The 26,998-nt window shown below is 39.4% G+C and carries 25 protein-coding genes and 1 tRNA gene; 15 read left to right on the top strand and 11 right to left on the bottom strand.

The window, feature by feature from the left end:
* Positions 1-2 precede the first annotated feature (2 nt).
* A complete protein-coding gene (gene folP, locus H9565_RS16825) occupies positions 3-830 on the top strand; it encodes a dihydropteroate synthase (protein ID WP_215441379.1) in 828 nt (275 codons plus the stop codon).
* Between the two features lie 41 nt (positions 831-871).
* Positions 872-1,660, top strand: a complete 789-nt coding sequence (locus tag H9565_RS16820) for a diadenylate cyclase (protein ID WP_215441378.1) — start codon at positions 872-874, stop codon at positions 1,658-1,660.
* Here the strand turns inward: H9565_RS16820 and H9565_RS16815 are convergent.
* Positions 1,657-3,423, bottom strand: a complete 1,767-nt coding sequence (locus tag H9565_RS16815) for an ABC transporter ATP-binding protein (RefSeq protein WP_215441377.1) — start codon at positions 3,421-3,423, stop codon at positions 1,657-1,659. The two genes, H9565_RS16820 and H9565_RS16815, sit on opposite strands and share 4 nt — an antisense overlap.
* Positions 3,416-4,168, bottom strand: a complete 753-nt coding sequence (truA, locus tag H9565_RS16810) for a tRNA pseudouridine(38-40) synthase TruA (RefSeq protein ID WP_215441376.1) — start codon at positions 4,166-4,168, stop codon at positions 3,416-3,418. Before truA ends, H9565_RS16815 begins: the two co-directional genes overlap by 8 nt.
* A 112-nt stretch (positions 4,169-4,280) precedes the next feature.
* Here truA and H9565_RS16805 point away from each other — a divergent pair, with 112 nt between their 5' ends.
* Positions 4,281-4,775 (top strand): metallophosphoesterase family protein, encoded by a 495-nt coding sequence (locus H9565_RS16805; protein ID WP_215441374.1) that lies wholly within the window; start codon positions 4,281-4,283, stop codon positions 4,773-4,775.
* 47 nt (positions 4,776-4,822) lie between these two features.
* On the opposite strand, the gene H9565_RS16800 is transcribed toward H9565_RS16805, so the two are convergent.
* From H9565_RS16800 to H9565_RS16790, 3 genes are all read right to left on the bottom strand, one after another.
* Positions 4,823-5,683, bottom strand: a complete 861-nt coding sequence (locus H9565_RS16800) for a hypothetical protein (RefSeq protein ID WP_215441373.1) — start codon at positions 5,681-5,683, stop codon at positions 4,823-4,825.
* Positions 5,684-5,809: 126 nt separating this feature from the next.
* A complete protein-coding gene (locus H9565_RS16795; protein ID WP_215441372.1) occupies positions 5,810-6,307 on the bottom strand; it encodes a DM13 domain-containing protein in 498 nt (165 codons plus the stop codon).
* Positions 6,308-6,577: 270 nt separating this feature from the next.
* Positions 6,578-6,988 (bottom strand): DUF4293 domain-containing protein, encoded by a 411-nt coding sequence (locus H9565_RS16790; RefSeq protein WP_215441371.1) that lies wholly within the window; start codon positions 6,986-6,988, stop codon positions 6,578-6,580.
* A gap of 193 nt (positions 6,989-7,181) precedes the next feature.
* Between H9565_RS16790 and rho the strand changes: the two genes are divergently transcribed.
* On the top strand, positions 7,182-8,801 hold the full coding sequence (gene rho / locus H9565_RS16785) for a transcription termination factor Rho (RefSeq protein ID WP_215441370.1): 1,620 nt from the start codon (positions 7,182-7,184) through the stop codon (positions 8,799-8,801).
* A gap of 276 nt (positions 8,802-9,077) precedes the next feature.
* Positions 9,078-9,824 (top strand): hypothetical protein, encoded by a 747-nt coding sequence (locus tag H9565_RS16780; protein ID WP_215441369.1) that lies wholly within the window; start codon positions 9,078-9,080, stop codon positions 9,822-9,824.
* Positions 9,825-10,616: 792 nt separating this feature from the next.
* Here H9565_RS16780 and rpsT read toward each other — a convergent pair.
* From rpsT to proS, 3 genes are all read right to left on the bottom strand, one after another.
* Complete coding sequence (rpsT, locus tag H9565_RS16775; RefSeq protein WP_215441368.1) at positions 10,617-10,868, bottom strand: 30S ribosomal protein S20; 252 nt, start codon at positions 10,866-10,868, stop codon at positions 10,617-10,619.
* 51 nt (positions 10,869-10,919) lie between these two features.
* Positions 10,920-10,991, bottom strand: a tRNA-Glu gene (locus H9565_RS16770).
* A 69-nt stretch (positions 10,992-11,060) separates the two neighbouring features.
* On the bottom strand, positions 11,061-12,539 hold the full coding sequence (gene proS, locus H9565_RS16765) for a proline--tRNA ligase (RefSeq protein ID WP_215441366.1): 1,479 nt from the start codon (positions 12,537-12,539) through the stop codon (positions 11,061-11,063).
* Positions 12,540-12,634: 95 nt separating this feature from the next.
* Between proS and H9565_RS16760 the strand changes: the two genes are divergently transcribed.
* Positions 12,635-13,882: a hypothetical protein gene (locus H9565_RS16760; RefSeq protein WP_215441365.1), complete on the top strand. Its 1,248-nt coding sequence runs from the start codon at positions 12,635-12,637 to the stop codon at positions 13,880-13,882.
* 40 nt (positions 13,883-13,922) lie between these two features.
* A complete protein-coding gene (locus tag H9565_RS16755; protein WP_215441364.1) occupies positions 13,923-15,440 on the top strand; it encodes an OmpP1/FadL family transporter in 1,518 nt (505 codons plus the stop codon).
* A 48-nt stretch (positions 15,441-15,488) separates the two neighbouring features.
* On the opposite strand, the gene H9565_RS16750 is transcribed toward H9565_RS16755, so the two are convergent.
* Together H9565_RS16750 and H9565_RS16745 are read right to left on the bottom strand one after the other, a co-directional pair.
* Positions 15,489-16,913 (bottom strand): T9SS type B sorting domain-containing protein, encoded by a 1,425-nt coding sequence (locus tag H9565_RS16750; RefSeq protein WP_215441363.1) that lies wholly within the window; start codon positions 16,911-16,913, stop codon positions 15,489-15,491.
* A gap of 120 nt (positions 16,914-17,033) precedes the next feature.
* Positions 17,034-18,836, bottom strand: a complete 1,803-nt coding sequence (locus tag H9565_RS16745) for a T9SS type B sorting domain-containing protein (RefSeq protein ID WP_215441362.1) — start codon at positions 18,834-18,836, stop codon at positions 17,034-17,036.
* A 201-nt stretch (positions 18,837-19,037) separates the two neighbouring features.
* Here H9565_RS16745 and folE point away from each other — a divergent pair, with 201 nt between their 5' ends.
* Positions 19,038-19,718 (top strand): GTP cyclohydrolase I FolE, encoded by a 681-nt coding sequence (gene folE / locus H9565_RS16740; protein ID WP_215441361.1) that lies wholly within the window; start codon positions 19,038-19,040, stop codon positions 19,716-19,718.
* Between the two features lie 15 nt (positions 19,719-19,733).
* Entirely contained in the window at positions 19,734-21,212 is a 1,479-nt protein-coding gene (gene cysS / locus H9565_RS16735) for a cysteine--tRNA ligase (RefSeq protein WP_215441360.1), read from the top strand.
* A 2-nt stretch (positions 21,213-21,214) separates the two neighbouring features.
* On the opposite strand, the gene H9565_RS16730 is transcribed toward cysS, so the two are convergent.
* Positions 21,215-22,138 (bottom strand): AraC family transcriptional regulator, encoded by a 924-nt coding sequence (locus tag H9565_RS16730; protein ID WP_215441358.1) that lies wholly within the window; start codon positions 22,136-22,138, stop codon positions 21,215-21,217.
* Positions 22,139-22,359: 221 nt separating this feature from the next.
* On the opposite strand from H9565_RS16730, the gene H9565_RS16725 reads away from it, so the two are divergent.
* From H9565_RS16725 to H9565_RS16700, 6 genes are all read left to right on the top strand, one after another.
* Positions 22,360-23,880, top strand: a complete 1,521-nt coding sequence (locus H9565_RS16725) for an aldehyde dehydrogenase family protein (RefSeq protein WP_215441356.1) — start codon at positions 22,360-22,362, stop codon at positions 23,878-23,880.
* A gap of 1 nt (position 23,881) precedes the next feature.
* Positions 23,882-24,253 carry a DUF779 domain-containing protein gene (locus H9565_RS16720; protein ID WP_215441354.1) on the top strand — a complete coding sequence of 124 codons (372 nt, stop codon included), beginning with the start codon at positions 23,882-23,884 and terminating at the stop codon, positions 24,251-24,253.
* A 157-nt stretch (positions 24,254-24,410) separates the two neighbouring features.
* On the top strand, positions 24,411-24,620 hold the full coding sequence (yidD, locus tag H9565_RS16715; RefSeq protein ID WP_215441352.1) for a membrane protein insertion efficiency factor YidD: 210 nt from the start codon (positions 24,411-24,413) through the stop codon (positions 24,618-24,620).
* 81 nt (positions 24,621-24,701) lie between these two features.
* Complete coding sequence (lgt, locus tag H9565_RS16710) at positions 24,702-25,664, top strand: prolipoprotein diacylglyceryl transferase (protein WP_215441350.1); 963 nt, start codon at positions 24,702-24,704, stop codon at positions 25,662-25,664.
* 101 nt (positions 25,665-25,765) lie between these two features.
* On the top strand, positions 25,766-26,254 hold the full coding sequence (locus H9565_RS16705) for a DUF192 domain-containing protein (protein ID WP_215441348.1): 489 nt from the start codon (positions 25,766-25,768) through the stop codon (positions 26,252-26,254).
* A 6-nt stretch (positions 26,255-26,260) separates the two neighbouring features.
* Entirely contained in the window at positions 26,261-26,779 is a 519-nt protein-coding gene (locus H9565_RS16700) for a GNAT family N-acetyltransferase (RefSeq protein ID WP_215441346.1), read from the top strand.
* Positions 26,780-26,998 lie beyond the last annotated feature (219 nt).

Here is a 26,998-nt window from a genome sequence, read left to right as displayed (position 1 = left end):
ATATGACACTAAATTGCAAAGGCCGCCTCATCCAATTATCCACCCCAAAAGTGATGGGCATATTAAACTGTACTCCAGACTCGTTTTACGATGGCGGAAAATACAGGGACAACAACTCCATTTTAAAGCAGACCGAGAAAATGCTGAATGATGGTGCCACCTTTATAGATGTGGGCGGTTACAGTTCCAGACCGGGTGCCGAACATGTTACGGAAGAAGAGGAAATAAAACGTATGCTTCCCCTAACAGAACTGTTACTGAAGCACTTCCCGGATATTATTCTGTCCATTGACACCTTTAGAAGTAAAGTGGCCGCTGCCTGCCTTGATGCCGGAGCTGCCATGATAAATGATATTTCCGCCGGAAAGCTAGACGACCAAATGCTCCCGACCGTAGCTAAACATCGTGTGCCCTACATAATAATGCACATGAAAGGTACACCCCAAACCATGCAACAGCAAACCACGTACAATGACCTTCTAGTTGATATAATTTCCTATTTCTCCGAACGAATCAATGCCGCTAAGGCCTTGGGAATTGTAGACATTGTTATAGACCCTGGGTTTGGGTTTGCAAAAACCTTGGAGCAGAATTATGAAGTTTTACAAAAACTTGGGCTTTTCAAAAATCTTGAGCATCCATTGCTTATAGGCCTAAGCCGAAAATCCATGATTTACAAAGTACTTAAAACCGATGCAAAAAATGCTTTAAACGGAACCACTGCCCTTAATATGGCCGCAATTATGAACGGCGCCAATATTTTAAGGGTTCATGACGTTAAAGAAGCGTATGAATGTGTTAAACTTGCAGAAGAATTAATGCCTTGTTAAAAGTGTATGGATTTCACTAATTTTACAAAAACACCTCCGGATTGGACTTTCTGAATTTTCTAGAATTTAAGATTACTGATATACTAGACATTATTCTAGTAGCCATACTCTTGTACTATGTTTACAAGTTGGTACGGGGTTCTGTTGCCATTAATATCTTTATTGGAATTGTAATTGTCTGGGGATTCTGGAAATTGACCGAACTCTTGGGCATGGAAATGATCAGCAGTCTGGTTGGTGCCTTTATGCAAGTGGGACTTATTGCCCTAATCATAGTTTTTCAGCAAGAGATAAGGAAGTTCCTATTAATGATCGGTTCTACCAATTTTGCCAATAAGCGAAACTTTATAAAGCATTTTAAATTTTTAAGGCAAGATGGCGTAACCGTGAGTATGGATGTAGACGCCATTGTTGCTGCCTGCAAAAAAATGAGCTCTACCAAAACCGGTGCTTTGATCGTACTGGAGCGAAACAACTCTTTGGATTTCATTAAATCCTCAGGCGATAAAATGTTCATTGAAGTGAACAAACCAATTCTTGAGAGTATCTTTTACAAGAACAGCACGCTACATGATGGCGCCGCAATAATAGAAAACAACCACATTGTAGCTACACGTGCAATTTTACCGGTTTCCAATGAACGTAATATTCCATTGCGCTACGGACTTAGACATAGGGCCGCCGTTGGGGTTACTGAAAAAACAGATGCCTTGGCACTTGTTGTAAGTGAAGAGACCGGAAATATATCTTATATAAAAAACGGAAGATTTGTTGATTTTGGCAGCATGGACGAGCTGACTGCAATAATAAAAGAAGACTTAATAGACTAAGCTACTTCTTCCGAAAGAAACTGTGCCTCGTAAAGGTTACTGTAATATCCTCCTTTTTTCAACAGCTGCTTGTGGGTTCCCGTTTCAACAATTTTACCGGCATCCATTACAATAATAGTATCGGCTTTTTTAATCGTAGCTAAACGATGCGCAATTATTATAGAGGTTCTGCCTTCTGTTATTTTCTCCGTAGCCCTCTGTATAAGTTGTTCAGAATAGGTGTCTACGGAAGACGTTGCCTCATCCAAAACCAAAATACTGGGGTTACTTACATAGGCCCGTAAAAATGCAATAAGTTGGCGTTGCCCACTGGAAAGCATTGTTCCCCTTTCCTTTACATTATACTTATAGCCATCCGGAAGACTGGTAATAAATTCATCTACCCCAATCTGTTTGGCAGCTTCTTCAATAAGCTCTAAAGTAACATTTGAGTCCTTTAAGGATATATTGTTCTCTATAGTATCCGCAAAAAGGAACACATCTTGAAGAACAACTGCTATTTGAGACCTAAGAGATGCCAAACTAAAATCTTTAATATCCACTCCATCAACTAAAATAGAGCCTGAATTAATCTCATAGAAGCGATTCAATAAATTAATTATTGTGGATTTTCCGGCACCTGTGGCTCCTACAATTGCTACCGTCTCCCCTGCTTTTACTTCAAATGAAATACCATGCAAGACTTCCTCATCTTCCAAATATCCAAAACGTACGTTCTTAAAGGTTATATCTCCTTTTACATTCTCTTTGACCACAGTACCCACATCCTGTATATTACTTTGGGTATCTAAAATTTTAAAGACCCGGTTAGCCGCTACCATACCCATTTGCAACGTATTGAACTTATCCGCAATTTGGCGCAAGGGCCTAAAAAGCATATCGATCAATAGTATAAATGCAAATAACGTACCCAGCTCTTCCTTAGAAAGGTCGGATACATTTTGGAGTCCGCCGTACCAAACAATTAAACCCACAGCAATTGACGAAACGATTTCTGCGATCGGGAAAAAGATGGAGTTGTACCAAACCGTTTTTAACCAAGCGTTTTGGTGTTTCTCATTAATGACCCTGAATTTCTCGCTTTCAATTTTTTCACGCGTGAACAACTGCACGATTTTCATGCCCGTTATTCGTTCCTGCACAAAAGAATTGAGATTGGACACTTGGGCCCTAACTTCTGCAAACGCCACTTTCATTGCCTTTTGGAACAAACGTGTTGCATAAAGAATTAACGGCAAAATGGCAAAAACAATAAGGGCCAGCCGCCAGTTCATTATCAACATTACCACGGCAGCCACGAACATTTTCAATAAATCCGCAACAATCACAAAAAAGCCTTGGCTAAAAATTTCACCGATCCGCTGCATATCCGCAACGGCCCGTGTTACCAGCACGCCCAATGAGGAATTATCAAAATATTTCATTCTGAAACCCAGCATATGCTTAAATAGGTTGATACGGATATCCTTTATAACAGATTCCCCTAACCAGTTGGCGTAGTAATTAAACAAAAGCTGACAAATAACCTGCCCCAAAAGAACACCTGCCATGGCCATAGTAAGAAACAAGAGCTTGTCTTCGTCTCCCAATTTAATGGCATCATCAATAATTCTCTGAACAATTATTGGGGTCATCACGGCAAATCCGGATAACAGAATAGCCGCAAGGGCTACCCCGTAAAAAGTAACTCGATACGGACGTGTATGCGCTAACAGCCGTTTGAACAGCCTCATGTCAAATGCTTTTCCCGAATCTTTATCCATGTTTTTCAGTAATCTTTTTGGGGTATAAAACAGAGGTCAAATATAGCCCTTTTGCCGGTACCGATGGGCCGGCATTGCCCCTGTTCTTGCTATTTATGATTGATTTAACATGGGCCGGTTTTATTTTTCCCGTGCCTACATCCAGTAACGTACCAACCACGGCACGTACCATATTTCTTAAAAAGCGATCTGCAGTTATAGTAAACACCAATTTATCGTCTTTTATTTCCCAAACCGCCTTTTTAACATCGCACAAATAGGTCTTTACGTCTGTATGTGTCTTGGAAAAACATTCAAAATCACTGAATTGTAAAAGGAATTGAGCAGCATCGTTCATAGCTCCTATATCCAAGGGGTGTTTTACGTAATGGGCAAAATCAATATAAAACGGATTTTTATTTTGTAGCACCCAATATTCATAGGTACGCTCTTGGGCATCGAAACGGGCGTGGGCATCTTCATGAACAGCAAAAATATCATGAACGGCAATAGCTTCGGGCAAAAGCGAATTCAACCTATAAACCAATTGCTCCAAGTTTTGAATCTCGTCAACCTCAAAATGAGCGAACATTTGTTTGGCATGCACACCCGCATCTGTCCTTCCCGCACCGGTCAAAGCCAGAGGAGTCCGTAACAAAGTAGAAAATGCCTTTTCCAGAACTTCCTGTACAGAAATTGCGTTGGGCTGGTTTTGCCAACCATGGTAATCCTTGCCCAAGTATGAAAATTCAACGAAATATCTCAACCGAAACCTTTAATTTTGTGAGCAGCAAAGATACTTTTCTTTGAACAAACGAAACAAGGCACTATAAAATAGTAGCCAAGCCACAACCCATCATTTAATTTCAAATCCGTTTATGACCAAGATTCTATTGCTATCCGACACCCATTCGCATATGGATGATACGATTTTAAAATATGCCCGTCAAGCGGATGAAATATGGCATGCAGGTGATATAGGCACTTTGGAAGTAACCGATACCTTAAAAAAAATTAAACCCCTAAGAGCGGTTTACGGAAACATAGACGACCATGTTATTCAAAAAGAATTTCCATTAGATAGTCGTTTTTTCTGTGAAGGTGTTGAAGTTTATATGACCCACATTGGCGGATACCCACCCAAATACAATATTAGAACCCGCGATGTTATTAAAGCAAACCCACCTAAACTGTTCATTTGCGGACATTCACATATCCTAAAAGTAATGATGGACAAAAAATTGGGTGTGCTACATATGAATCCCGGTGCCTGCGGAAAGCACGGTTTTCACCAAATGAGAACAATGCTTCGTTTTGTAATTGATGGAAATGACATAAAGGATCTAGAAGTAATAGAAATTGGAAAAAGGTAAAAATATAGGGCACCAAAACCATTGGGCGCCCCAATTTTTCACCCTAGCTAATATTCCAAAGAAAGGCCCAATGAAAAAGTGCCCCCGTCATATATATTCTTTCGTTCTACCAAAAAACCTGAATAATCGGAATAGTTGGCTAATAAATTCAAATGGTTCGTTAACTTGTAGATAGACGTTAAACCAAAATTGGTAAACGTAGTTCCTTCACCATATAGAAAAGAACCGCTTTGAACATTGTTTTCGGACGATAACCGTTCTTGAATTTTTAATTTCCCTATTAGATACAGCTTATCAAAAAACAAGTGCCCTACCTCTGCTCCAAACTGAAGTTGATTGCTAAAAGACTCTGTTCTGAAATTGATGCTTGTAAAGGCGGAAGCATACGTTTTTCCATTAGCAAAACCATGAGATGCCGCTAAGGTGGTCCATACATTAAACTCCCCATCTGAAAGCGGAAGGTTAATTTCGTTAAACTGGCCAAAGTCATCCGCAGTGTTGGATCGCGCAAAATTCTCACCATCATTACTAGGTATATCAAACCCAACTTGGAGCGATAACGGAAAGCTCTTTAACAGTCTATATTTTATTGCCAATTGAATGTTACCTACCCCTGCAACGGTTTCGGTGGTACTAAAACTATTCAACCTTACCAATGGCACATCCAATATAGCGGTAAACCTATCGGAAATACCGTACTCACCGTAAATCAAAAGTCCGCCACTGTTGAACGTACTGCCCTGATCGGCCAGTCTACCTTCTGTAGTATAGTAATCATTAGAGGAAAAATATGATGCAGTAGCCTGAACATAAAATCCCTTTGCTTCTCTTGTCCACCCACTCTGCGCCTGTACATAAGCTGCACAAAAGGAGAATACCAAGAGAACTATATATTTATTATTTTTCATAACTCTGTTTTATTTGTTTGGGCGAGCTAACCTATTTGTTCGCTTCACCCAAAAAAGAAAAAGCCTTTGGGAGACATAGAAAAACAGAATCATGTGTCTCTATTCCCAAAGGCCATAAAATTCTAATTACTGCAATTGTACATTTCCAAAAGGAATGTTTGCAGTAGCACACCATAAAATAATGTGAGTATATTTATCCTCAGGAGCTGCATCTAACTTAATGTACATTTCACCATTACCCTGTACGTTGCCGATCAACATTAAATCTGGGTTTCCATTGGCAGGATCAGCAGTAAAAGTTTCTGAAGTAGAGAAAAAGATACCTACTGTACCTGTTCCCAATTCTGTCATAAAGTCATCATCAAAATGCACAAAATTGGTGCTTTCCGTATCTGCTCCCAATTCTACAAGACCTTGGGTAGGCGTACCACTCTCTGCTGTTAAGTTTCCGCTTCTAGTTACTGTTAAATCACCAATTGGCATAGATGAATCTACTTCAACGGTTTCTGTTTCGGTAACCGTTTCTGTTACTGTTACTGTTTCTACATCGTCATCCGAACAACTAACTACAAAAGCTGTCATGGCAAAAGCTACTAGTGCGAAAGAAAATTTTCTGTTTTTCATAATCGTAAAATTTTAAAATTGTTTAATTGTTTTTTGAAACAGTTTCGATACCGACTATCGATAGCTCCGTTGTTTCTTGGGACAAACATAGAAAGGTGGTATCACGAAGAATTCAAGAAAAGATGAAAAGTCTATCACATTAAATTCGCATTCTGCGATACTTTTGTGATACTTTACAAACCGGAACGGTTTTTCAACTAAATGGAAAGCATAAAAAAAACCCGGTAACTACTCCGGGTTTTACGCACTAATACTACTAAGATGTAAGGTTTATCGCAAACGATCAACAGATTTTACAAGATCCTCATCCTTCTTAATGGCTCTATTGGCAAGAACCAAGAAAACGATAGAAATAATAGGAATGAGCATCCCAATACCCTTCTCCGAGACCGAAATCTCTCCGGATAAATTTAGCGACCTGTACACGAAAAATCCTAGTAAAAAAAGATTCAATATCATATTCAATCTGTTCATCACAAATTGATTTTTTCTATTTTTAAACAGCACAATTGCAATAAGCGCCAGTAAAGCGGAAACATAAAACGCTCCCGATATAAAAACGTCATTTTTTGCAAAAATTTCATTTCCCTCCGCATCTGACCACAAATTTACCCAGAACGGCAATACCCCTGCAACAAGAACTACTACTAATAAAAAAACCGTCTGTATTCTTTGAATCATTCTCTAAACGCAATTTTGCTCCACAAAAATACACGTCTTTTTGAAAAAAAACGGTGTCACAAGCAAAATAATTCGTAATATTGTGAGATTATTAGTTATTACACTTACCTATTGGGAAATCTTTCCCTCGTAATACTCGGATAACAATTCACTTCTTATCAATACTAGAGACGTATAATTTATATCATACTTAATGTTTGAAATTTCAGATTTAAAAGCAAAAAAACTGCCTGAATTGCAGGAAATTGCCAAAGGCTTAAATGTGCCAAAGTTCAAAACCTTAAAAAAGCTGGACCTTGTTTATCAAATCTTGGATGTACAAGCAGCCAACCCCAAAGTTGTAGCAGAGGTAACCGCCCCAAAAACTGAGGAAAAACCTAAACCTAAGCCAAAACCAAGAGCGCGTAAGCCTAGGATAGCTCCTGAAGCCAAGAAACCCGAAACTAAAACCGCTGCTCCCGCTCCAAAGGAAAATCCGGAAACCAAAGAATCTACACCAGCACAAGCAGAAGTAAAAAAACCCCGCCCAAGACCTGTTAAAAGGGAACCTAAGAACAACCCTCAACACAAAAACCAGAACACTTCCAACGGCAACAACAATTCCAACAATAAAAATCAACGTCACCAAAAGTCTACTTATGACAAGAGTAACTTTGATAAGGACTTGAAAAACCGATACAAAGAACCAGAATTTGAGTTTGACAGTATCATAGAAAGTGAAGGTGTTTTGGACATCATGCAAGATGGTTATGGCTTCTTACGCTCTTCTGATTACAATTACCTTTCGTCTCCAGATGATATTTACGTATCACAATCACAGATTAGGCTTTTTGGTCTTAAAACAGGAGATACCGTTTTAGGTAACGTAAGACCTCCAAAGGAAGGCGAAAAGTATTTTCCGCTGATCAAGGTGAACAAAATAAACGGGATAGACCCTCAAATCGTTAGAGACCGTGTGTCCTTTGAGCATTTGACCCCTCTTTTCCCACAAGAAAAATTTAACTTGGCCGACAGGCAAAGTAATATCTCTACTAGAATTATTGATTTGTTCTCTCCTATAGGAAAAGGACAAAGAGGTATGATCGTATCCCAACCAAAAACGGGTAAAACCATGTTATTAAAAGCTGTTGCCAATGCAATTGCTGCTAATCACCCTGAGGTTTACCAAATAATTTTACTTATTGACGAACGTCCTGAAGAGGTAACGGACATGCAACGTAACGTACGTGGCGAAGTTGTAGCCTCTACTTTTGATAAAGAAGCTACGGAACATGTACGTGTAGCCAATATTGTTTTGGAAAAAGCAAAACGTTTGGTAGAATGTGGCCATGATGTTGTTATCCTTTTAGATTCCATAACCCGTTTGGCCAGAGCCTATAACACGGTACAACCGGCATCCGGTAAGGTATTGAGTGGTGGTGTAGATGCCAATGCACTTCATAAGCCTAAAAGATTCTTTGGTGCTGCAAGAAATATAGAAGGCGGTGGATCACTTTCTATCATAGCAACCGCACTAACAGAGACCGGTTCAAAAATGGACGAGGTTATTTTTGAAGAATTCAAAGGAACAGGTAACATGGAACTTCAGTTAGACCGTAAGATTTCTAACAGAAGAATTTTCCCCGCGATAGACCTTACTTCTTCAAGTACCAGACGTGATGATTTGCTGTTGGACGAAAGTACAATACAGCGCATGTGGATCTTAAGAAAATACTTGGCAGATATGAATCCTGTAGAAGCTATGGAATTTATTGAACAACGTATTAAACAGACCAAAAACAACGAAGAATTTTTGCTTACAATGAATCAATAAACACAGATTCATTTACTGAAATATCAAACAATAGAATCCTGGGTTCCCAATTAAAAAATGGGAATTCAGGATTTTTTTATGGACAAAATTCTTAACACCTATCTTCAAAGAAGAACCAAAACCCTACATTTTTCCATCTATATAATCACCTAAAAATTACGGAATTCTGTAGCCTAAACCCGAAATATCCGTTTTTTCGGATATCTTTATGGAGCAAAAATTTTTCTTCCCCCGAATTTTGCATGTATAACAAGTAGAACTTTAAAAACTTATGTCATGAAAAATTCGTTAAAACCAGCGCTGGCTTGCGCAACATTATTTCTTTTTTTAATGGTTACCGGTTGTGTTGAAAAAAATAGCAAACCTTGTCCGGAATGCCCCGGTGAAACTGCTGTGGACACTGCTTACAGCAACGGTATTATCATGCCTGAAAAGGCCCACAAACTATACGTCAACTACAAAGATAGACGCGTAGACCTTATTCAAGATTATGAAGATGCCATAGACCGCAATAACAAAGATCCTAAACAGCAGTACGACAAAAAATCACAAAGTACCGAAAGTGGCAATGATGATATCGCTAACCCGGGAAAATTTAAAGTAGCGCGCTATGTCTCCTATGAATATGAAGACCTTAAAAAATACATGGCCTATATTGAAAAGGAAGCCGAACTCTCTGGAGAAAAATTAACCACCTTACGCTTTTACTTTGCCAATTATGCCAACGAAAAGAAATTTGAAGATGGCAAACCGGTAAAGCATCCAAGACAAAATACGGTTATGATGTCTCCTACAGTAAAAAGAGATGGTGGCAACCATATATTTTATATTGACGATTCTAAAAAAGGAAGAGAAAGAATTGTTCTCCTAAAGGACAACTTCAATGACATGCACGGCAAAGGAGACCAAATGACTCCGAACAGCAAAAATGAAGCTTCATTTTTACCTAACCTGTTCTCTGCTCCCAAGCCATACTTTGCCCCTAAAAGCACTACAAAGAACGAAGGGCACTCAAGCGATTAATAATCAGAATCTTAAATTAATATTTATCTTTTGATAGATCTAGATTACTTTTTGAAAAATTCGCTAATCCCAATGTATGTAATTACATTGGGATTGGCTTTATTTAGGTACCCAAAGTATTTTGATTCAAAACTTAAATACCTGCCAATAATATTCTTTTACACCTTGTTAAATGAATTCCTTGGCTACCTTATAAACAACTATGAAGAATTCAGCTTAATTTCTGCAAACACCTATCGTAACAACAACATGGTGATTTACAATATCTATATGCTGATATTTTATCTCTACTTCTATTATATTTTTAGATTTTATATTGACGATTCAAAACAAAAACAGAATATACTATATGGGGCCATTTTCTTCTTGTTCGTCTGTTTAATAAATGCCTTTATTGATGACTTTAGTAGACTCCCTCAAGTATATTCCTATCTAGCTGGCGGTATAGTTCTCATTTACACCTGTACATTGTACTTAAAGAAATTCTTTGCAATAGATAAAATTTTTCCAACCAAAGAAAACCTTTTGTTCTGGTTAAGCACCGGCTTAATTATTTTTTACACAGGTTACCTGCCAATAAAAGTCATTAGATACATTCATTCAATTCAAGAAACACCAACTCCACCGATAGTAAAAAGAATTCATCTAACGCTAATAATCGTAAGCTACCTCTGTTTTGTTATAGGCTTCATAAGAATGAGACGAAAACTGCGCAGCTAAAACCAAACAAATAGAGCACAAAAAAAGCCCTGATGCAATGCATCAGGGCTTTTTTAATATATTATATAAATCTTATAAAGCAGCAACGTGCTTTGCCAATTTACTTTTTAAGTTAGCCGCTTTATTATTATGGATAATATTACGCTTAGCCAATTTATCGATCATACTAACAATGCTAGGCAACAAAGCTTCAGCATCTTTCTTGTTCTCTTCACCACGCAACTTTTTGATAGCATTACGCGTAGTTTTATGCTGATATCTGTTACGAAGACGTACCGCTTCGTTTCTTCTGATTCTTTTTAATGCTGACTTGTGATTTGCCATCTTCTTCTAACTTGTTATAATTTTTTTAAAAATTCCTTCTAGAACCTTTTGTAGTCCGTAGGGGAATCGAACCCCTGTTACCAGGATGAAAACCTGGCGTCCTAACCCCTAGACGAACGGACCATACTTTGCGCAATTGCGGATGCAAAAATACAATTATTTTTTACTAACGCAATAGTTAACTTAATTTTTTTAATAAGCTTTTGCAAAAAGTACTCTTTTTGCGGAAGGTTCTCCTGTTACCATGCACTTACCATCAGTGTTTTCGGCATCTAACGGGATACATCTAATAGTTGCTTTGGTCTCTTCCTTTATTTTTTCTTCGGTTTCATTAGTTCCGTCCCAATGGGCAGATATAAACCCTCCTTTTTCTTCCAAAACTTTCTTAAATTCCTCGTACGTAGCAACTTCGGTAATATGCTCTTCTCTAAATGAATGCGCTTTTTGATAAATATTTTTTTGAATATCGTCCAAAAGAAATTCAATTTTAGCAACTACATCTTCCGCTGGCACGGTATCTTTTTCCAAAGTATCCCTTCGAGCAACTTCATACGTACCATTTTCTAAATCTCTCTGACCAATTGCCAAACGAACGGGAACACCCTTTAACTCATATTCGTTAAACTTGAAACCCGGTTTATGGGTATCTCTATTATCAAACTTAACAGAAATACCTTTGGCCCTTAATTCTTTTACCAAAGGTGCAACCCTATCTGAGATAGCATCCAACTGATCGGTTCCTTTATAAATTGGCACGATTACCACTTGTATTGGCGCTAATTTTGGTGGTAAAACTAATCCATTATCATCACTATGGGTCATAATCAAAGCTCCCATAAGGCGTGTAGACACCCCCCATGAAGTAGCCCAAACGTATTCTTGCTTACCTTCTTTTGTAGCAAACTTCACGTCAAAAGCTTTAGCAAAGTTCTGACCTAAAAAGTGTGATGTTCCTGCCTGTAAAGCCTTACCATCTTGCATAAGCGCTTCAATACAATACGTTTCTACCGCACCGGCAAAACGCTCACTTTCTGTCTTTAGTCCCTGTATAACGGGCATTGCCATGTGTTCTTCAGCAAATGCCGCATACACTCCGTTCATTGTTTCCGCCTCTTGTATAGCTTCCGCTTCAGTAGCATGGGCCGTATGCCCCTCTTGCCAAAGAAACTCCGCGGTTCTAAGAAATAGGCGTGTACGCATTTCCCAACGAACTACATTGGCCCATTGGTTGATCAACAAAGGTAAATCTCTATATGATTGGATCCATCCTTTATAGGTATTCCATATAATAGCCTCACTAGTGGGGCGCACCACTAACTCTTCTTCTAATTTTGCATTAGGGTCAACTCTTAATTTTCCAGGTGCGTCAGGGTCATTTTGGAGCCTATAATGAGTAACTACAGCACATTCCTTGGCAAAACCTTCTGCATTTTTTTCTTCGGCCTCAAACAAACTTTTAGGTACAAAAAGTGGGAAATACGCATTTTCATGACCCGTTTCCTTAAACCTCTTATCCAGCTCTGCTTGCATTTTCTCCCAGATAGCAAAACCGTACGGTTTGATTACCATACAACCTCTTACAGCTGAATTTTCGGCTAAATCGGCTTTTACCACGAGTTCATTATACCATTTGGAATAGTCCTCGCTGCGCTTTGTCAAATTCTTACCCATTATATTTAGTTTGGCACAAAACTTGTGCTTATGTTAGCAAAATAATTGGGTAAAACTACTTATTTTTACTATGTTCAACAATAAAAATTGCACCCATGATACATTTACCACCCAGCAGTAAAATTCGGCTTGTTGCACTTTGTACCTTAACCGGCATTGTTGCAGCGTCTTGCGGCTCGTACCAGTCTGCCTCATATTATGATAATGATGGAATTTATTCTAGCGACAACCAAGTTAGCGTAGAGCGCCAGACTAGACCTCAGCAGACAAAAAAGCTGGATAACGGAGAACCCTATTCCGATTATTTTGGACAACAAGCGGGTCAATATGACCAAATGCTGGAAGGTGAAATATTTACGGATATAGATTCATACTCCAGTGACACTGCCCAAGACAGCATTTCAGACGGGCAACTTACAGATTATTATAATAACAACAATGATTACGCCGGATATGCAGGATGGGGTGATAATGCAACTGGTGTAAACATCAATATTTACGATAACGGATGGAACAATTTTGGCGGTTTTGGCTGGGCTTCACCTTGGCTATATAACGGCTATGGTTGGGGAGGTTACGGATATGGTGGTTTCTATAATCCTTGGAGATACAGATACAGCCCTTGGGGATGGGGAGGCTACGGATACGGTGGTTTCTATGGCGGATATTATGGCTGGGGCGGTTACGGAACTTGGTGCCCTCCATATGGCTATTACAATGGTTTCAACAACTACTCCTACCGAAACCGAAACTACGCCTACAATCGCAGCAGAAGGGGTTACCAACATAACACCAATGCTATTGTTGGAGGCAACTCAAGATATGTTTCACGTAGTTCCAACGTAAATCGCAGCAGTAGGTCAACACCAAGATACTCTGCTACTAACTCAAGAAGGACCAGTACCAACAGAAGTTCCGCTTCTGGAACTTCAAGAAGCTACAGCAGCAACCGCTCGTCCGCATCTAGAAGAACTGTAGGCGTTGACAGGAATAACTCTTATAGAACAAGCAGAAGCACAAGAGCTACTCCCAAATACAACAGTTCATCAAGAACCAGCACTTCTAGAAGCAGCGCAACTACACCGCGAAGAACCTCTACATACAGAAGTTCAGGAACTAGAACTAGCGGTAACAGTACATATAGAAGCACTTCTCCTAGAAGCAGCTCCTACAGATCTTCGGGAACAAGCAGAAGCAGTTCCAGCGGAAGCACCTATAGAAGTTCTGGCCGCTCTTCAAGTAGCTCGGGCTCTTACAGAAGCTCAGGAAGTTCAAGCAGATCTTCATCTGGATCAAGCTCTAGATCTTCTGGATCAAGGTCATCATCAAGTAGAAGAAACTAAGTCCAAAATCAAGAAGTAACTTACTTTAAAATTGCTAGGAATGAGAAAATATATAACATTCATAGGGCTATTTGCATGTGCCATTGCAAGTGCCCAGACTATAAATGATGTTTTGCGCTACAGTACCGAAAACCTTCAAGGTTCGGCACGTTTTCAAGCTATGGGAGGAGCTTTTGGTTCTCTAGGCGGAGATTTATCGGCCCTGAACATTAACCCTGCCGGTAGTGCAGTTTTTAACAACGGACTATTTTCTATATCCGGAACTAACTATTCCAGAAATACGGATTCCGATTATAACGGAACTTTAAACAGCACCCGAAACAACAATTTTGACATTAACCAAGTGGGTGGTGCATTTGTATTTAAATCTACCGATCCAGATAGCAAATGGAGGAAATTATCCCTTGCGGTGAATTATGACGTTGTCCAAAATTTTGACGACCAAATTACAACTTTGGGCAGTAGTAACGAAGCTATAGACAATTACTTTCTTGACTATGCGGATGGCATACGCCTTCAACCCTTAAAATTACAGCAGAACGAAACTATTGGTGAAGCCTACTTGGATATAGGTGCAACCAATGGTCTTGGTTTTTTTGGACAGCAAGCCTTTTTAGGGTTTCAAGCAGGTATTATTGAGCCAACCGTTGATGACGACGATAATACAAGCTACTTTTCCAACGCAAATTATCAGAGTGTTAACCAAGATTTTAGACAAACGATATCAGGATATAACAGCAAGTTTACGGTTAATGCAGCCACGCAGTATGGTGAGAATTTCTATTTTGGAGCTTCCCTCAACTTTCACACTATTCAATATGATCGTTTGAACAGATATGACGAATCTCTTACGGATACCGACACCCAAGAAATAAGGACCGTAGCTTTTGACAATTTGTTGGTTACGGAAGGTACAGGCTTTTCGCTCAGCCTTGGTGCAATTGCAAAAGTAAATGACGTTATTAGATTGGGCGCTAGCTACCAGTCACCAACTTGGTACCGTTTGACCGATAATTTTTCGCAAGGAATAGACTCTAACTATCCTAATAAAGAAAATAATTTCAATTTTTTTGACCTGAATTACATTAACATTTTCGATTATCAAATTAAAACACCCGGAAAAGTAACAGGAAGTATTTCTGCTATTTTTGGCAAAAGCGGACTTTTAAGTGTTGATTACGGCTATCAAGACATGTCTAACGCAGAGTTAAGACCTACAAGCGATTCTGGTTTTGCAGATGAAAATGAATTTATCTCCGAAAGCCTAGGGGCGGTATCATCTATCCGGATTGGAGGCGAATATCGTATACAACGAGTTAGCTTAAGAGCTGGATACCGTTATGAGCAGAGCCCTTATGAAAGTGGAAATATTATTGGAGACCTAAATGGGGTTTCCGGTGGACTTGGATATAATTTTGGTAGAAGCCGATTGGATTTAGCGGTAAACCGTACCGAGCAAGACGTACTCCAATACTTCTTTGATACTGGGATAAATACTCCTGCTCTTTTAAATAGAGTTAATACCAATGTTACTATTGGCTACACTTTAAATTTCTAGAAGAATAAAACTATATATGTTCTTAAAAGTCTGGCAACCGCCGGACTTTTATCTTTTTAGGGCAAAGTGTGCCTTTGTAGTTTTTGCTACTTGAACGTTATTTTCTTGCTCCCCGTACTCCAATTTAAACCAATAGGTAGAGGAAGGCAAAGGGTTACCGTTTAGAGTTCCGTCCCAACTTGAATTTACCCCTAGTTGTGCCAGCAATTTTCCATAACGATCAAAAACAAAGACTATAGGATCAGTTAACGTCTCTATTCCTTTAATATTCCACGTATCATTGGCCCCATCATTATTAGGGGTGAAAAATTTAGGATAGCCTACCACCAAAAATTCAATAGGTTCTGTTGTTCCGCACCCATTTTTATCATTGATTACCAAAGTATTTATACCGGGAGGAACATCGTTAAAAACGGCTTCATCCTGAAATTCTCCTTCGTTAATAGCGTATTCATAATCACCATCGCCATCAACAAAAATTTCAATGTTGTTCAAATTCGGGTCTAAGGACAAGTTGGAGTTTAGGGTCTCAACACGATCAAGAACGGGTATTCCATAATAGGTGATAAGAATATCGTCTAAAATATGTCCACCGGCATCCGTAGTTATATCCACAAAATACCTTCCCGTATCCGGACTGGAAACAGAGATTTGGGTGGCAGATGGACCCGACCCTAACGGCGCATCTATGGTACCATCATCATCATAATCAACAGACCATGCTATATTGGAAATATCCGGTCCCGCCGGTGAATTCAAAGCACTCAATGTAATATCCGGGTCGCCTTCGCAAGCTGCTATATCCAAGCCTAAAAATTCATCTCTGAGGGTACAGTCCAAGGCCGTATTCTGATCGGCCGCTACGGAACTTCCTGTAAAGGTGAGCATAAATGGCTCGCGCTCGTCATCAAAATTCGTATTAAAATTATTGATTAAAATGTAATACACCTCTCCTGGCAATACATCTAAATACTCATCATAGGTATTGAGGTTCTGAGTAACGGAAGGTGATCCCGCTTGACCATTTTCAGGATTCACCCCTAAGCCAGTAAACCTAGTATTGTTCACTTCGTAATTGCACCGTATGGGCTGCACTGCTCCGGTACCTATAGCCGTGCAATCTACATCAGGACCGTAAACGGCAAAATCCCATTCCGCCGTTGGCGTACCAGAACCACTCACGGGCAATGCTTCCAAATCAAACCCAACTTGGCCTTCGGTGCCCGCCCTAAAAACAAACCAAGATGTATTGTTCTCAATATTAGCATTACTAACGCTACCCTTCTCAAGACAACCTGTTTCCGTAATTACTTCCGGATCAAAATCATCTATCACGCCCGTACCGTCTGCATATCCCATAATGGGAGCATCGGCACATACGGGAATGGCCGTCCGACAATCAGCTGAGTTTTGGGCTTGAATTTCTGTACAAAGAAAAAAAACCGCACAAGTAACAGATAGTAAAAAGCGCATAGGTATGGGGCTAAAACAATACTATTAAATAACTCAAAGACAGTAATTTTAGTATGCTTAAGCATAAATAATAGACGGTTTATCGATAAAATACCCAATCTGAAAGTAGATTCCAGAGACCTATCGCTTCAAAGAAAAATGATTATTGATGTATTTGGCCGTCACGGTCTGGCCATCGGCTGCCGTATAGGTAAGCTTGAACCAATAATCCGTTTCCGGCAGCGGTTTCCCATCAAAAGAACCGTCCCATTGCGAATTACTAGGATCCAATTGAGCCAATAGCTTTCCAAAACGGTTATAAATGGTAAGTATAGGAGAATCCAATAAATCCGCTCCGGTAATGCTCCAGAACTCATTGGAACCATCCCCGTTAGGAGTAAAAAATTTAGGAAAGCCTATCACCACAATTTGTTCGGACACATCTCCGCATCCCTGCGGATTATTTACCGTAACCGTATGCATTCCCGGTTCAACTTGATAAAATTTATTTCCGGTTTGATATGTTCCATTGTCCAAGCGGTATTCATATTCCACAGAAGCATCCGTTAACACGGTTACCGTATTATTATTCTGTAAATCTTCAATTTCAATATCTATGATCTCAGGCGGTCTAGATGTTAAAACCGTTACCGTTCTGGAATCACTACAACTCAAACCAGACTGTGAGTAGGTAACCGTTAGTTCGTAATTACCTTCTACGGACACCAATATATTGGGGCTCGTTTCACCAGAGCTCCATTGATAACTATAGTTAGGGTTGGTATTTTCCAAACCGATACGTACCCCGGCATCCGCTTCACATAAAAACACTTCCGATGGAAAATCCAAAACAGGTGCTTCTATATTGGTCAATTGAAATTGCTGTGAAGCATCATAACATCTTGAATTACCTATGGAAGTAACCCGTACAAAAATGGTTTGAGAACCAGATTGAGTTTGATACTGTTTAGGCAAAGCATTTGCACCACCAACCGCATCGGCCATAGTGGCATGGTAGGTTACTAAAAACTCATTGGGGCTTTGAAACCCCAAAACTTCCGAATCTTTCTGAGAAAGGTCATACATGGCCAAGCCTCCACACGAAGCATCGTCCGTGATGGTCTGAGCCACTGGCACATCCGTAAAAAACACCTGAACATCACTAATAATAGTTTCCGAAGGACGAATAACTTCTATCCTATAATTTGCCGAAGTACTTACTTCATACGTAGGGCCATTTTCGCCAACTACTTCCGTAAATCCACTACCAGTATCTGCAAACCACCTATATAAAGATGCTCCCGAGGTAGTACCGTCCAAAATAACCGTCTCATTTTCACAGGCAGCTATTGGTGGCCCAAGAAGGTTATTGATTATGGAACAATCCAAAGCATCAAAAGGATTGGTCACAAAAATATGACCTGAGAACTGTATGGAAAATCCAGAGTTGTTATTACTGAAATTGTTAATGAGTAAATAATAGTCTTCTCCAGGTTCTACATCCAACCAAGCTTCATATTGAACATTCTCCGCATTTCCGGTAGGGTCCTCTCCCACTCCAATAAATGTATTCTCATCCTGATTATCAAAAAAGTTGCATCGTACAGGCTCCCCTAAATTACTGCAGTCATTAGATCGGTAAAGTGCAAAATCCCAATCTTCCAGCGTATCTATTCCAATATTAAAACCCAATTGTCCGGAAGCCCCTGTTCTAAATCGGTACCAAGCAGAATTAGACTCAATAGCACCGGTCAAGGTTTGTTCTAAACAACCACTAACAGACGCACCGTTAAAATCATCTATACCAAAACCTGTTGTACCTCCGTTAACCGGGGTATTGTTACAAATGGGTATAGCATTGCTACAATCTGGGGAAACCTGTGCTTGCACAGTACCTATTCCCAGAAAGAGCAACATGGCCCATAAGATCGCAAAACGATTCATTTAACAAATTACACCTTGATATACCATAAAAGTAACTTGTTCCTTTTCTTAACAGCAATTTATGTTGTGTATCAGGACATATAGAACATAAAGTGCCATATTATGTATATCTTTGCAGTTCGTTTTACTCGGCACGAAGTGTAATGTATTGAAACTTTTTAAGACGAATTGGGCATTAGAAATGCCAATAGATATAAGCAGATGAAAATTGATAGTACTTTGGAAAAGCAATTTGAAGATTTAGGAGACGATCACGTTTCCACATCAGAGGACACCCCTTTACGTAAAGATGCATTCGTGTTGAGCGATGATGAAAAGATTGAAAGAATACAGGATAACATAAGGGAGGTATTGCTCACTTTAGGTCTTGATCTTGATGATGACAGCCTAAAAGGCACACCCAATAGAGTTGCTAAAATGTTCGTAAAAGAGATTTTTGGCGGGCTTCACCCGGACAGAAAACCAAAAGCCTCTACGTTCAGCAATAAATATAAATATGGCGAAATGTTAGTTGAAAAGAACATTACGCTTTATTCTACTTGTGAGCACCATCTTCTACCCATCGTAGGCCGTGCCCACATTGCCTACATCTCTAACGGAACGGTTGTTGGTCTTTCCAAAATGAACCGTGTAGTAGATTATTTTGCTAGAAGACCTCAAGTACAGGAACGTTTGAACATCCAAATTGTACGCGAACTTCAGAAAGTTTTGGGTACAGATGATGTTGCCTGTGTAATTGACGCTAAGCACCTTTGCGTAAATTCAAGAGGTATACGCGACATAGAAAGCAGCACTGTTACAGCAGAATACGGAGGTAAGTTCAAAGAAGAAGCCGTGCGCCGCGAATTTTTAGATTACATTAATTTAGATACTACTTTTTAATAGCTCTAGCATAACATGCAATTGTACCTGAACCAGAAGTTAAAGATTTACAATTCCCTTTCCGGTAAAAAAGAAATATTTGAACCTTTAAACGAAGGCCATATAGGCATGTACGTCTGCGGACCTACGGTTTACAGCAACGTCCATTTGGGCAACTGCCGTACTTTTATGTCCTTTGACATGATTTTTAGGTACCTTAAGCATTTAGGTTACAAAGTGCGTTATGTGCGTAACATTACGGATGCCGGACACTTGGTAGATGATGCGGAGGACGGCGAAGACAAAATTGCAAAAAAAGCAAGGTTGGAACAGCTAGAACCTATGGAAGTGGTACAGCGTTACACTATAGATTTTCACAACATTCTAGAGCAGTTCAATTTTCTGCCCCCAAGTATTGAGCCAACCGCTACGGGCCATATTATTGAGCAGATTGAAATCATAAAGGAAATTCTTAACAAAGGTTTTGCCTACGAAGTAAACGGATCGGTATACTTTGATGTTTCAAAATTTAACGACAGCCATGAGTACGGTAAGTTAAGTGGAAGAAAATTAGAGGACATGATTGCCAATACCCGAGAATTGGCCGCTCAGGACGAGAAAAATAGTCCGCAGGATTTTGCTCTTTGGAAAAAAGCGGAGCCACAACACATTATGCGCTGGCCTTCGCCCTGGGGCGATGGTTTTCCCGGTTGGCACTTGGAATGTACGGCAATGAGTACCAAATATCTGGGCGAAACTTTTGATATTCATGGTGGCGGTATGGACCTTAAATTCCCGCACCACGAATGCGAAATAGCCCAAGCCGAAGCGTGCTACGGTCATTCCCCCGTAAGATACTGGATGCATGCCAATATGCTGACTATGAATGGCAAGAAAATGGCCAAATCTACAGGAAACAACATACTTCCCGGCGAAATTTTTACCGGTGAGAATGATATTCTAAGTAAAGCCTTTTCACCTTCAGTGGTTCGGTTTTTTATGATGCAAGCGCATTATACAAGTATCCTAGATTTAAGCAACGATGCACTTCTAGCTTCTGAAAAAGGGTTTAGCCGCCTAATGGATTCCCTTTCCATTTTAGATGGATTAGAAACTGGCTCCAATAGTAATTTTGATGTTGAGGCATGGAAGCAGCAATGCTATGATGCCATGAACGACGATTTCAATACACCTATTTTAATTGCGCATCTTTTTGAAGGAGTCAAGCATATAAACCTCATTAAGGAAGGCAAAGAAAAGATTACTGTAGCCGATAAGGATACTCTCACCCATACCTTAAATGCCTTTATATTTGATATTTTGGGCTTGGAACAAAAGGGAGGTACTTCTGAGGATGCAGGAAAACTTTCAGGAGTTATAGAACTATTAATAAAACTCCGAAAGGAAGCTCGTGAAAACAAGGATTTTGCGACCTCCGATAAGATTCGCGACCAGTTGGCAGAACTTGGTATTCAACTAAAAGACGGTAAGGAAGGCACCACTTTTAGCATCTAAATTTACATCTGATTTCTAAAATTCAATGTTTTTGCTTGATAATCACTTGGTGAAAGTTGCTGGTGCGCCTTAAACACCCGGTTAAAATACGAGCGGCTTTCAAAACCACATTGCAGGTACACATCTTTTATACTTCGTTTGGGGTCTTGAAGTAAACCCACAGCAAGCTTGATTCTTTCATTATTAATGAACTCAATTGGAGAAATTCCCAGTTCGGTCTTAAAGACCCTATGAAAATGTGAGGGACTCAAACAAGCTTTGTTACTTAGCTCCTCAACGTTTAAAGGCTCGTGTAAATGCTCCCGAATATATCGTATTACCGTAGCCAGCCTACTGCTAGCATCTAATTGTAATGTTGAATTTGAATAAATTTTACGTTCATTGGTCTGTAAAATGCGAATAATCAGTTCCCGGAGCATATTGTCCACAAAAAAATCTTTAGATGGGTGATTTTCACTGAATAAAAACAAGAGTCGTTGTAAAATTTGAAAAATACCCGCATCGTTTACAAAATGAAAATTGTAGTCCATTAAGCCCCATTCCCTATTGTCGTGCTTTGGCATATTTTCGTTCATGAGTTGTAGCACCCGATTAATTTTATCCTCGGAAATAGCCAGTGCCAAACATCGGGTAGGGTTCCTTTTCATGGCCTCCGGAAAATCTATACACATAGTTTCATTAGAAGGCAGCACTAAAGACTCTCCCGGCAAAAAATCAAAGGACTCGTAATCCCTAAGGTGCATAATTTTCTTTCCCTCTATCATACTCGCCAAAACTGGCTGATCAAACTTTAGCAATACCCTTTCCGCCTGTTGGTGCGTTTCAAAAACATGCAACGCTGCATTATTTAAGGTATAGGAGGTTTGATTCTCAACTAATGTTTCCAACTTTCGGTTCGAAAGAAATTTATCCGATAATCCAATCATAACAGAACAAGTATCAATTCAACTCAATAATTACTAAGAAATATACAAAATAAGCATCAGTAAAATACCAATTTAACAAAGAATGATAGTATTGGTCATACTAATGGTAGAAATGGTCAGATAATTTGATTCTAACTCCACTACATTTAGAAAATCATTTATATATAACTGATATACAGATATATAATCAAGAACATTCTATTAATTTAACACCCTTAGTTATGAGCACACAAACAGTTGAAAAAGACGTTCTACAAAAACCTAAGTTTAAGAGCCAGTATGAAAATTATATTGGAGGAAAATGGACCGCTCCTAAAAAAGGAGAATATTTTGAAAATTTATCACCCGTAGACGGGAATGCTTTTACAAAAATAGCGCGCTCCACATCGGAAGATATTGAATTGGCCATTGATGCCGCTTGGAAAGCCGCTCCGGAATGGAATTCCTCTTCTGCCACTACAAGAAGTAATATGCTCTTAAAAATTGCAGATGTTATGGAACGCAACTTAGAAACATTGGCAAGAGCCGAAACTTGGGATAATGGCAAAGCCATTCGTGAAACTATGGCTGCGGATATTCCATTGGCCATAGACCATTTCAGATATTTTGCGGGCGTTATTAGAGCGGAAGAAGGTTCCGTAAGTGAATTGGACTCCAATACCGTAGCCTTGAACGTAACGGAACCTTTGGGCGTTGTAGGGCAAATCATCCCTTGGAACTTCCCCATACTAATGGCCACTTGGAAATTAGCACCAGCGTTGGCGGCAGGTAACTGTGTTGTGCTAAAACCTGCGGAACAAACCCCCGTTGGTATCATGGTGCTTATGGAACTTATTGAAGGTATATTGCCAGATGGTGTACTGAACGTTGTAAACGGTTTTGGTGCAGAAGCGGGAAAACCACTAGCCTCAAGCCCTAGAATAAACAAAGTTGCCTTTACCGGAGAAACCACTACAGGTCAGCTTATCATGCAATATGCTTCTAAGAACATTACCCCGGTAACTTTAGAATTGGGCGGAAAATCTCCCAACATTTTCTTTGAAAGTATTATTGATGCCGATGACGACTTTTTTGACAAGTGCCTGGAAGGTGCCGTTATGTTTGCGCTTAACCAAGGAGAAGTCTGTACCTGCCCTTCTAGAATGTTAGTACAAGAAAGTATCTATGACCGTTTTATGGAAAGGGTAATTGAACGTACAAAGGCAATTAAACTAGGTCATCCGCTAGATCCTACTACCATGATGGGTGCACAGGCCTCCAACGACCAATACGAGAAAATTTTAAACTATATCAACATTGGAAAAGATGAAGGTTGTGAAGTTTTAACGGGAGGTGAAGCCGCATACAACGAAGGCCTTGAAGGCGGCTACTACATTCAGCCTACCATACTTAAAGGCAACAATAAAATGAGAGTTTTTCAAGAAGAAATTTTTGGACCTGTAGTCTGTGTTACCACCTTTAAAGATGAAGCCGAAGCTATTGAAATTGCCAATGACACTTTATATGGGCTAGGCGCCGGGGTTTGGACTAGAGATACGCATCAGGCTTACCAAATATCCAGAGCGGTACAAGCGGGTAGAGTTTGGGTAAACTGCTATCACCTATACCCTGCCCACGCTCCGTTTGGCGGCTATAAAAAGTCTGGAATAGGCCGTGAAAATCATAAAATGATGTTGGCGCACTACAGACAGACCAAAAACATGTTGATTTCATACGATAAAAAGGCTATGGGCTTCTTTTAAGATGAAAACGCAAAGAGTTTTAGTTTCAGATGAAGCAAAGGAGATTATCCAACAATTGAAAGAAACACACGGTAAGCTCATGTTCCACCAGAGTGGTGGATGTTGCGATGGCTCCTCACCTATGTGTTTTAATGAAGGGGAACTCATGCTGAACGAGACAGATATTTGGTTAGGCAATATTGCGGACTGTGACTTTTACATGTCCAAAGATCAGTTTGAATATTGGAAACATACCCAATTAACTATTGATGTTACTCAAGGAAGAGGGGCCAGCTTTTCCTTGGAAATTCCATTAGGAGTTCGGTTTGTTATAAAATCAAGATTGTTTACCGAAGAAGAAACACTTGATTTGGAACCGGTACACCATGCATAAAACCGATTAAAATCTGTAATCATAGCTAAAAATCCGCATATTAAAATGCGGATTTTTTTATTTGGGACATCCTTATACCCCCTATAAACAATTAATCAATTTATCGTACTTTTACTGCTCTAAACACAATGTCTTGGCCCTATCCCTAAAAAAAATAATGATAGCCCCTTTTGTATTTTTGGTCAGGTTCTATCAACTTGCCATCTCACCGTATACACCGGCAACGTGTCGCTACTCCCCTACTTGCTCACAATACACTTTGGAAGCCCTAAAAAAACACGGTCTTTTTAAAGGAGGCTGGTTGTCCGTAAAACGAATTTTTAGTTGCAACCCTTGGGGAGGAAAAGGCTACGACCCGATACCTTAAAATTTATAACGTCGATTTAAGATACAGTAAAGCCCAACGGCTATCTATTTTATTATCTTAGTGCCCTTAAAACACCTTAACATGTACTTTTTAGGTATCATCTGGAATCCGAACGAAACACTTTTCACACTCGGCCCGTTACAGATTAAATATTACAACTTACTTTGGATTACCGCTTTTGCCCTTGGTTGGTACATTATGAAGCGTATTTTCACTAACGAAAATAAAACGGTTGAGCAATTAGACTCTCTTTTTATCCACACCGTTCTTGCCACTATGTTGGGCGCACGTCTGGGGCACGTGTTCTTTTACGACTGGCCCTATTACAAAAACCACCTACTAGAAATATTACTTCCAATACGGGAGAGTGCTTCCGGCCAACTCTTTGGTTTTATCAACGGCTACGAGTTTACCGGTTTTACGGGGCTTGCCAGTCACGGTGCAATTATAGGTGTTCTTATTGGCACCTACTTATATCAAAAGAAATACCCGGATATGAAAACCCTTTGGTTGTTAGACCGTATGGTCATACCATTTGCCATAGGTGCTTTCTGCGTACGATTAGGTAATTTTTTCAATTCGGAAATCAATGGAAAGGTAACCGACGAATCGTTTATTTTTGCCACTAAGTTCCTTAGAGACTCAGATGATCTTCATCCATCAAAAGCATTGGCCATAACGCAGGAAAAAACTGTGAATGCGGCCTATAGTGCCATAGAGAACAATCCACAATTTGCTGACCAATTGGCACAGATTCCGTTTCGTCATCCAGCGCAGTTGTATGAAGGAATAGCCTATATTTTTGTTTTTATACTTCTGTATTACCTCTACTGGAACACGGACAAAAAGAATAGCACGGGATACCTTTTTGGGTTGTTTCTGGTCTTACTTTGGACAATTCGTTTCTTTGTGGAGTTCGTTAAGAAAAGTCAAGGTGGCTTTGAAGAAAGTTTAGGTTTACTTTCAACCGGACAGTGGTTGAGTATTCCGTTCATTCTAATTGGTCTTTATTTTATGTTCAGGCCAAAAGCTACTAAATCATAATTTACATTGATTTCTTTTAAGACTAGAAACTAAAATCAGTGTTTTTTCTATGAGCAAAGCACCTCATTTATCATCGGCTTTTAAGCATAAGCGATATTAAAATGAAATACTTCAAAACATATTTATATCTGAGCCTTGCTGCACTCTTCTTCATTGCATGCAAAGAAGAGCCTAAAAAAGTAATTAAAGCGGAACCTGTAGTCTTTAAAAAAGAGGGGGAACTTTCTATTTTCAAACAGAAAACTGATAGTTTAATCACTTCTTTTGATATTGAAATTGCCGATAGCGAGTACGAAACCCAAACTGGACTTATGTACCGTAAAAGTATGAAGACCAACCGCGGCATGCTATTCATTTTTCCTGATGTGGCTGCACATTCTTTTTATATGAAGAATACTGAATTTCCTTTAGACCTTATTTTCATTAAGGAAGATATGACAATTGCCAATTTTCATGAGAATGCACAACCTTTAAATGAGTCTAGCTTACCTTCTGCCGGTCCGGTGCAATATGTTTTGGAGCTAAATGCCGGGCTCGTTCAAAACTTTGGTTTACAACCGGGTGATAGTGTCGCATTCACCAAATTATAATCTCAAATGGATTTGCTTTTAGAAGGAAAAGAAACCCAGCGGCTGCTATTCCGAAAAGTAATTCCATCTGATTTTGACTTATGGCTACCTTTTCATGAAGATAAGCAGTCCAACCAATTTTGGGAAGGATTACCCAAGGACCCAAAAATTGCCTGCCAGCAACAATTTGATCGCATATTTGAGCGGTATAAAAACAATTTAGGCGGCATGAATGCCTTAATTTCAAAATCAACTGGAGAATTTATTGGTTTATGCGGCCTACTTAAACAAACCGTAGACAGTATTGAAGAATTGGAAATAGGCTATTCCATCCTACCAAAATATTGGCGACAGGGTTATGCTAGTGAAGCTGCTCTAGCATGTAAAACGTACGCTAAGCACTCACAATTAGCCGATTCCTTGATTTCTATAATTCAGGTAGATAATATTCCCTCTCAAAAGGTAGCCCTAACCAACGGAATGCATTTAGACAAGACCACTACATATCATAACAATACTGTACATATATTTAGAGTTCTTTTATGACGCAAATACTTCTAATTTTATAGGGTTAATTGAAAGTATTCCTTTCTTTCCATAAGCTTTCACCTATTCAAATAAAATTACTGAATGTTATGGATAATAGCGATAAGTGAAATAATCACAAATTCAATATCCAGTAATTCCATCTTATCCAAGAAAGGATACGTTTCATCGTTGTTCATTATCAAAAAAGTTCCTTGGTTATGCACGGTTGGAACGGAT

This window comes from Zobellia russellii, from assembly GCF_018728565.1.
Lineage (GTDB): Bacteria > Bacteroidota > Bacteroidia > Flavobacteriales > Flavobacteriaceae > Zobellia > Zobellia russellii.
Note: the sequence above shows the minus strand (reverse complement) of the source record. Positions and strands in the feature narration are given on the sequence as shown.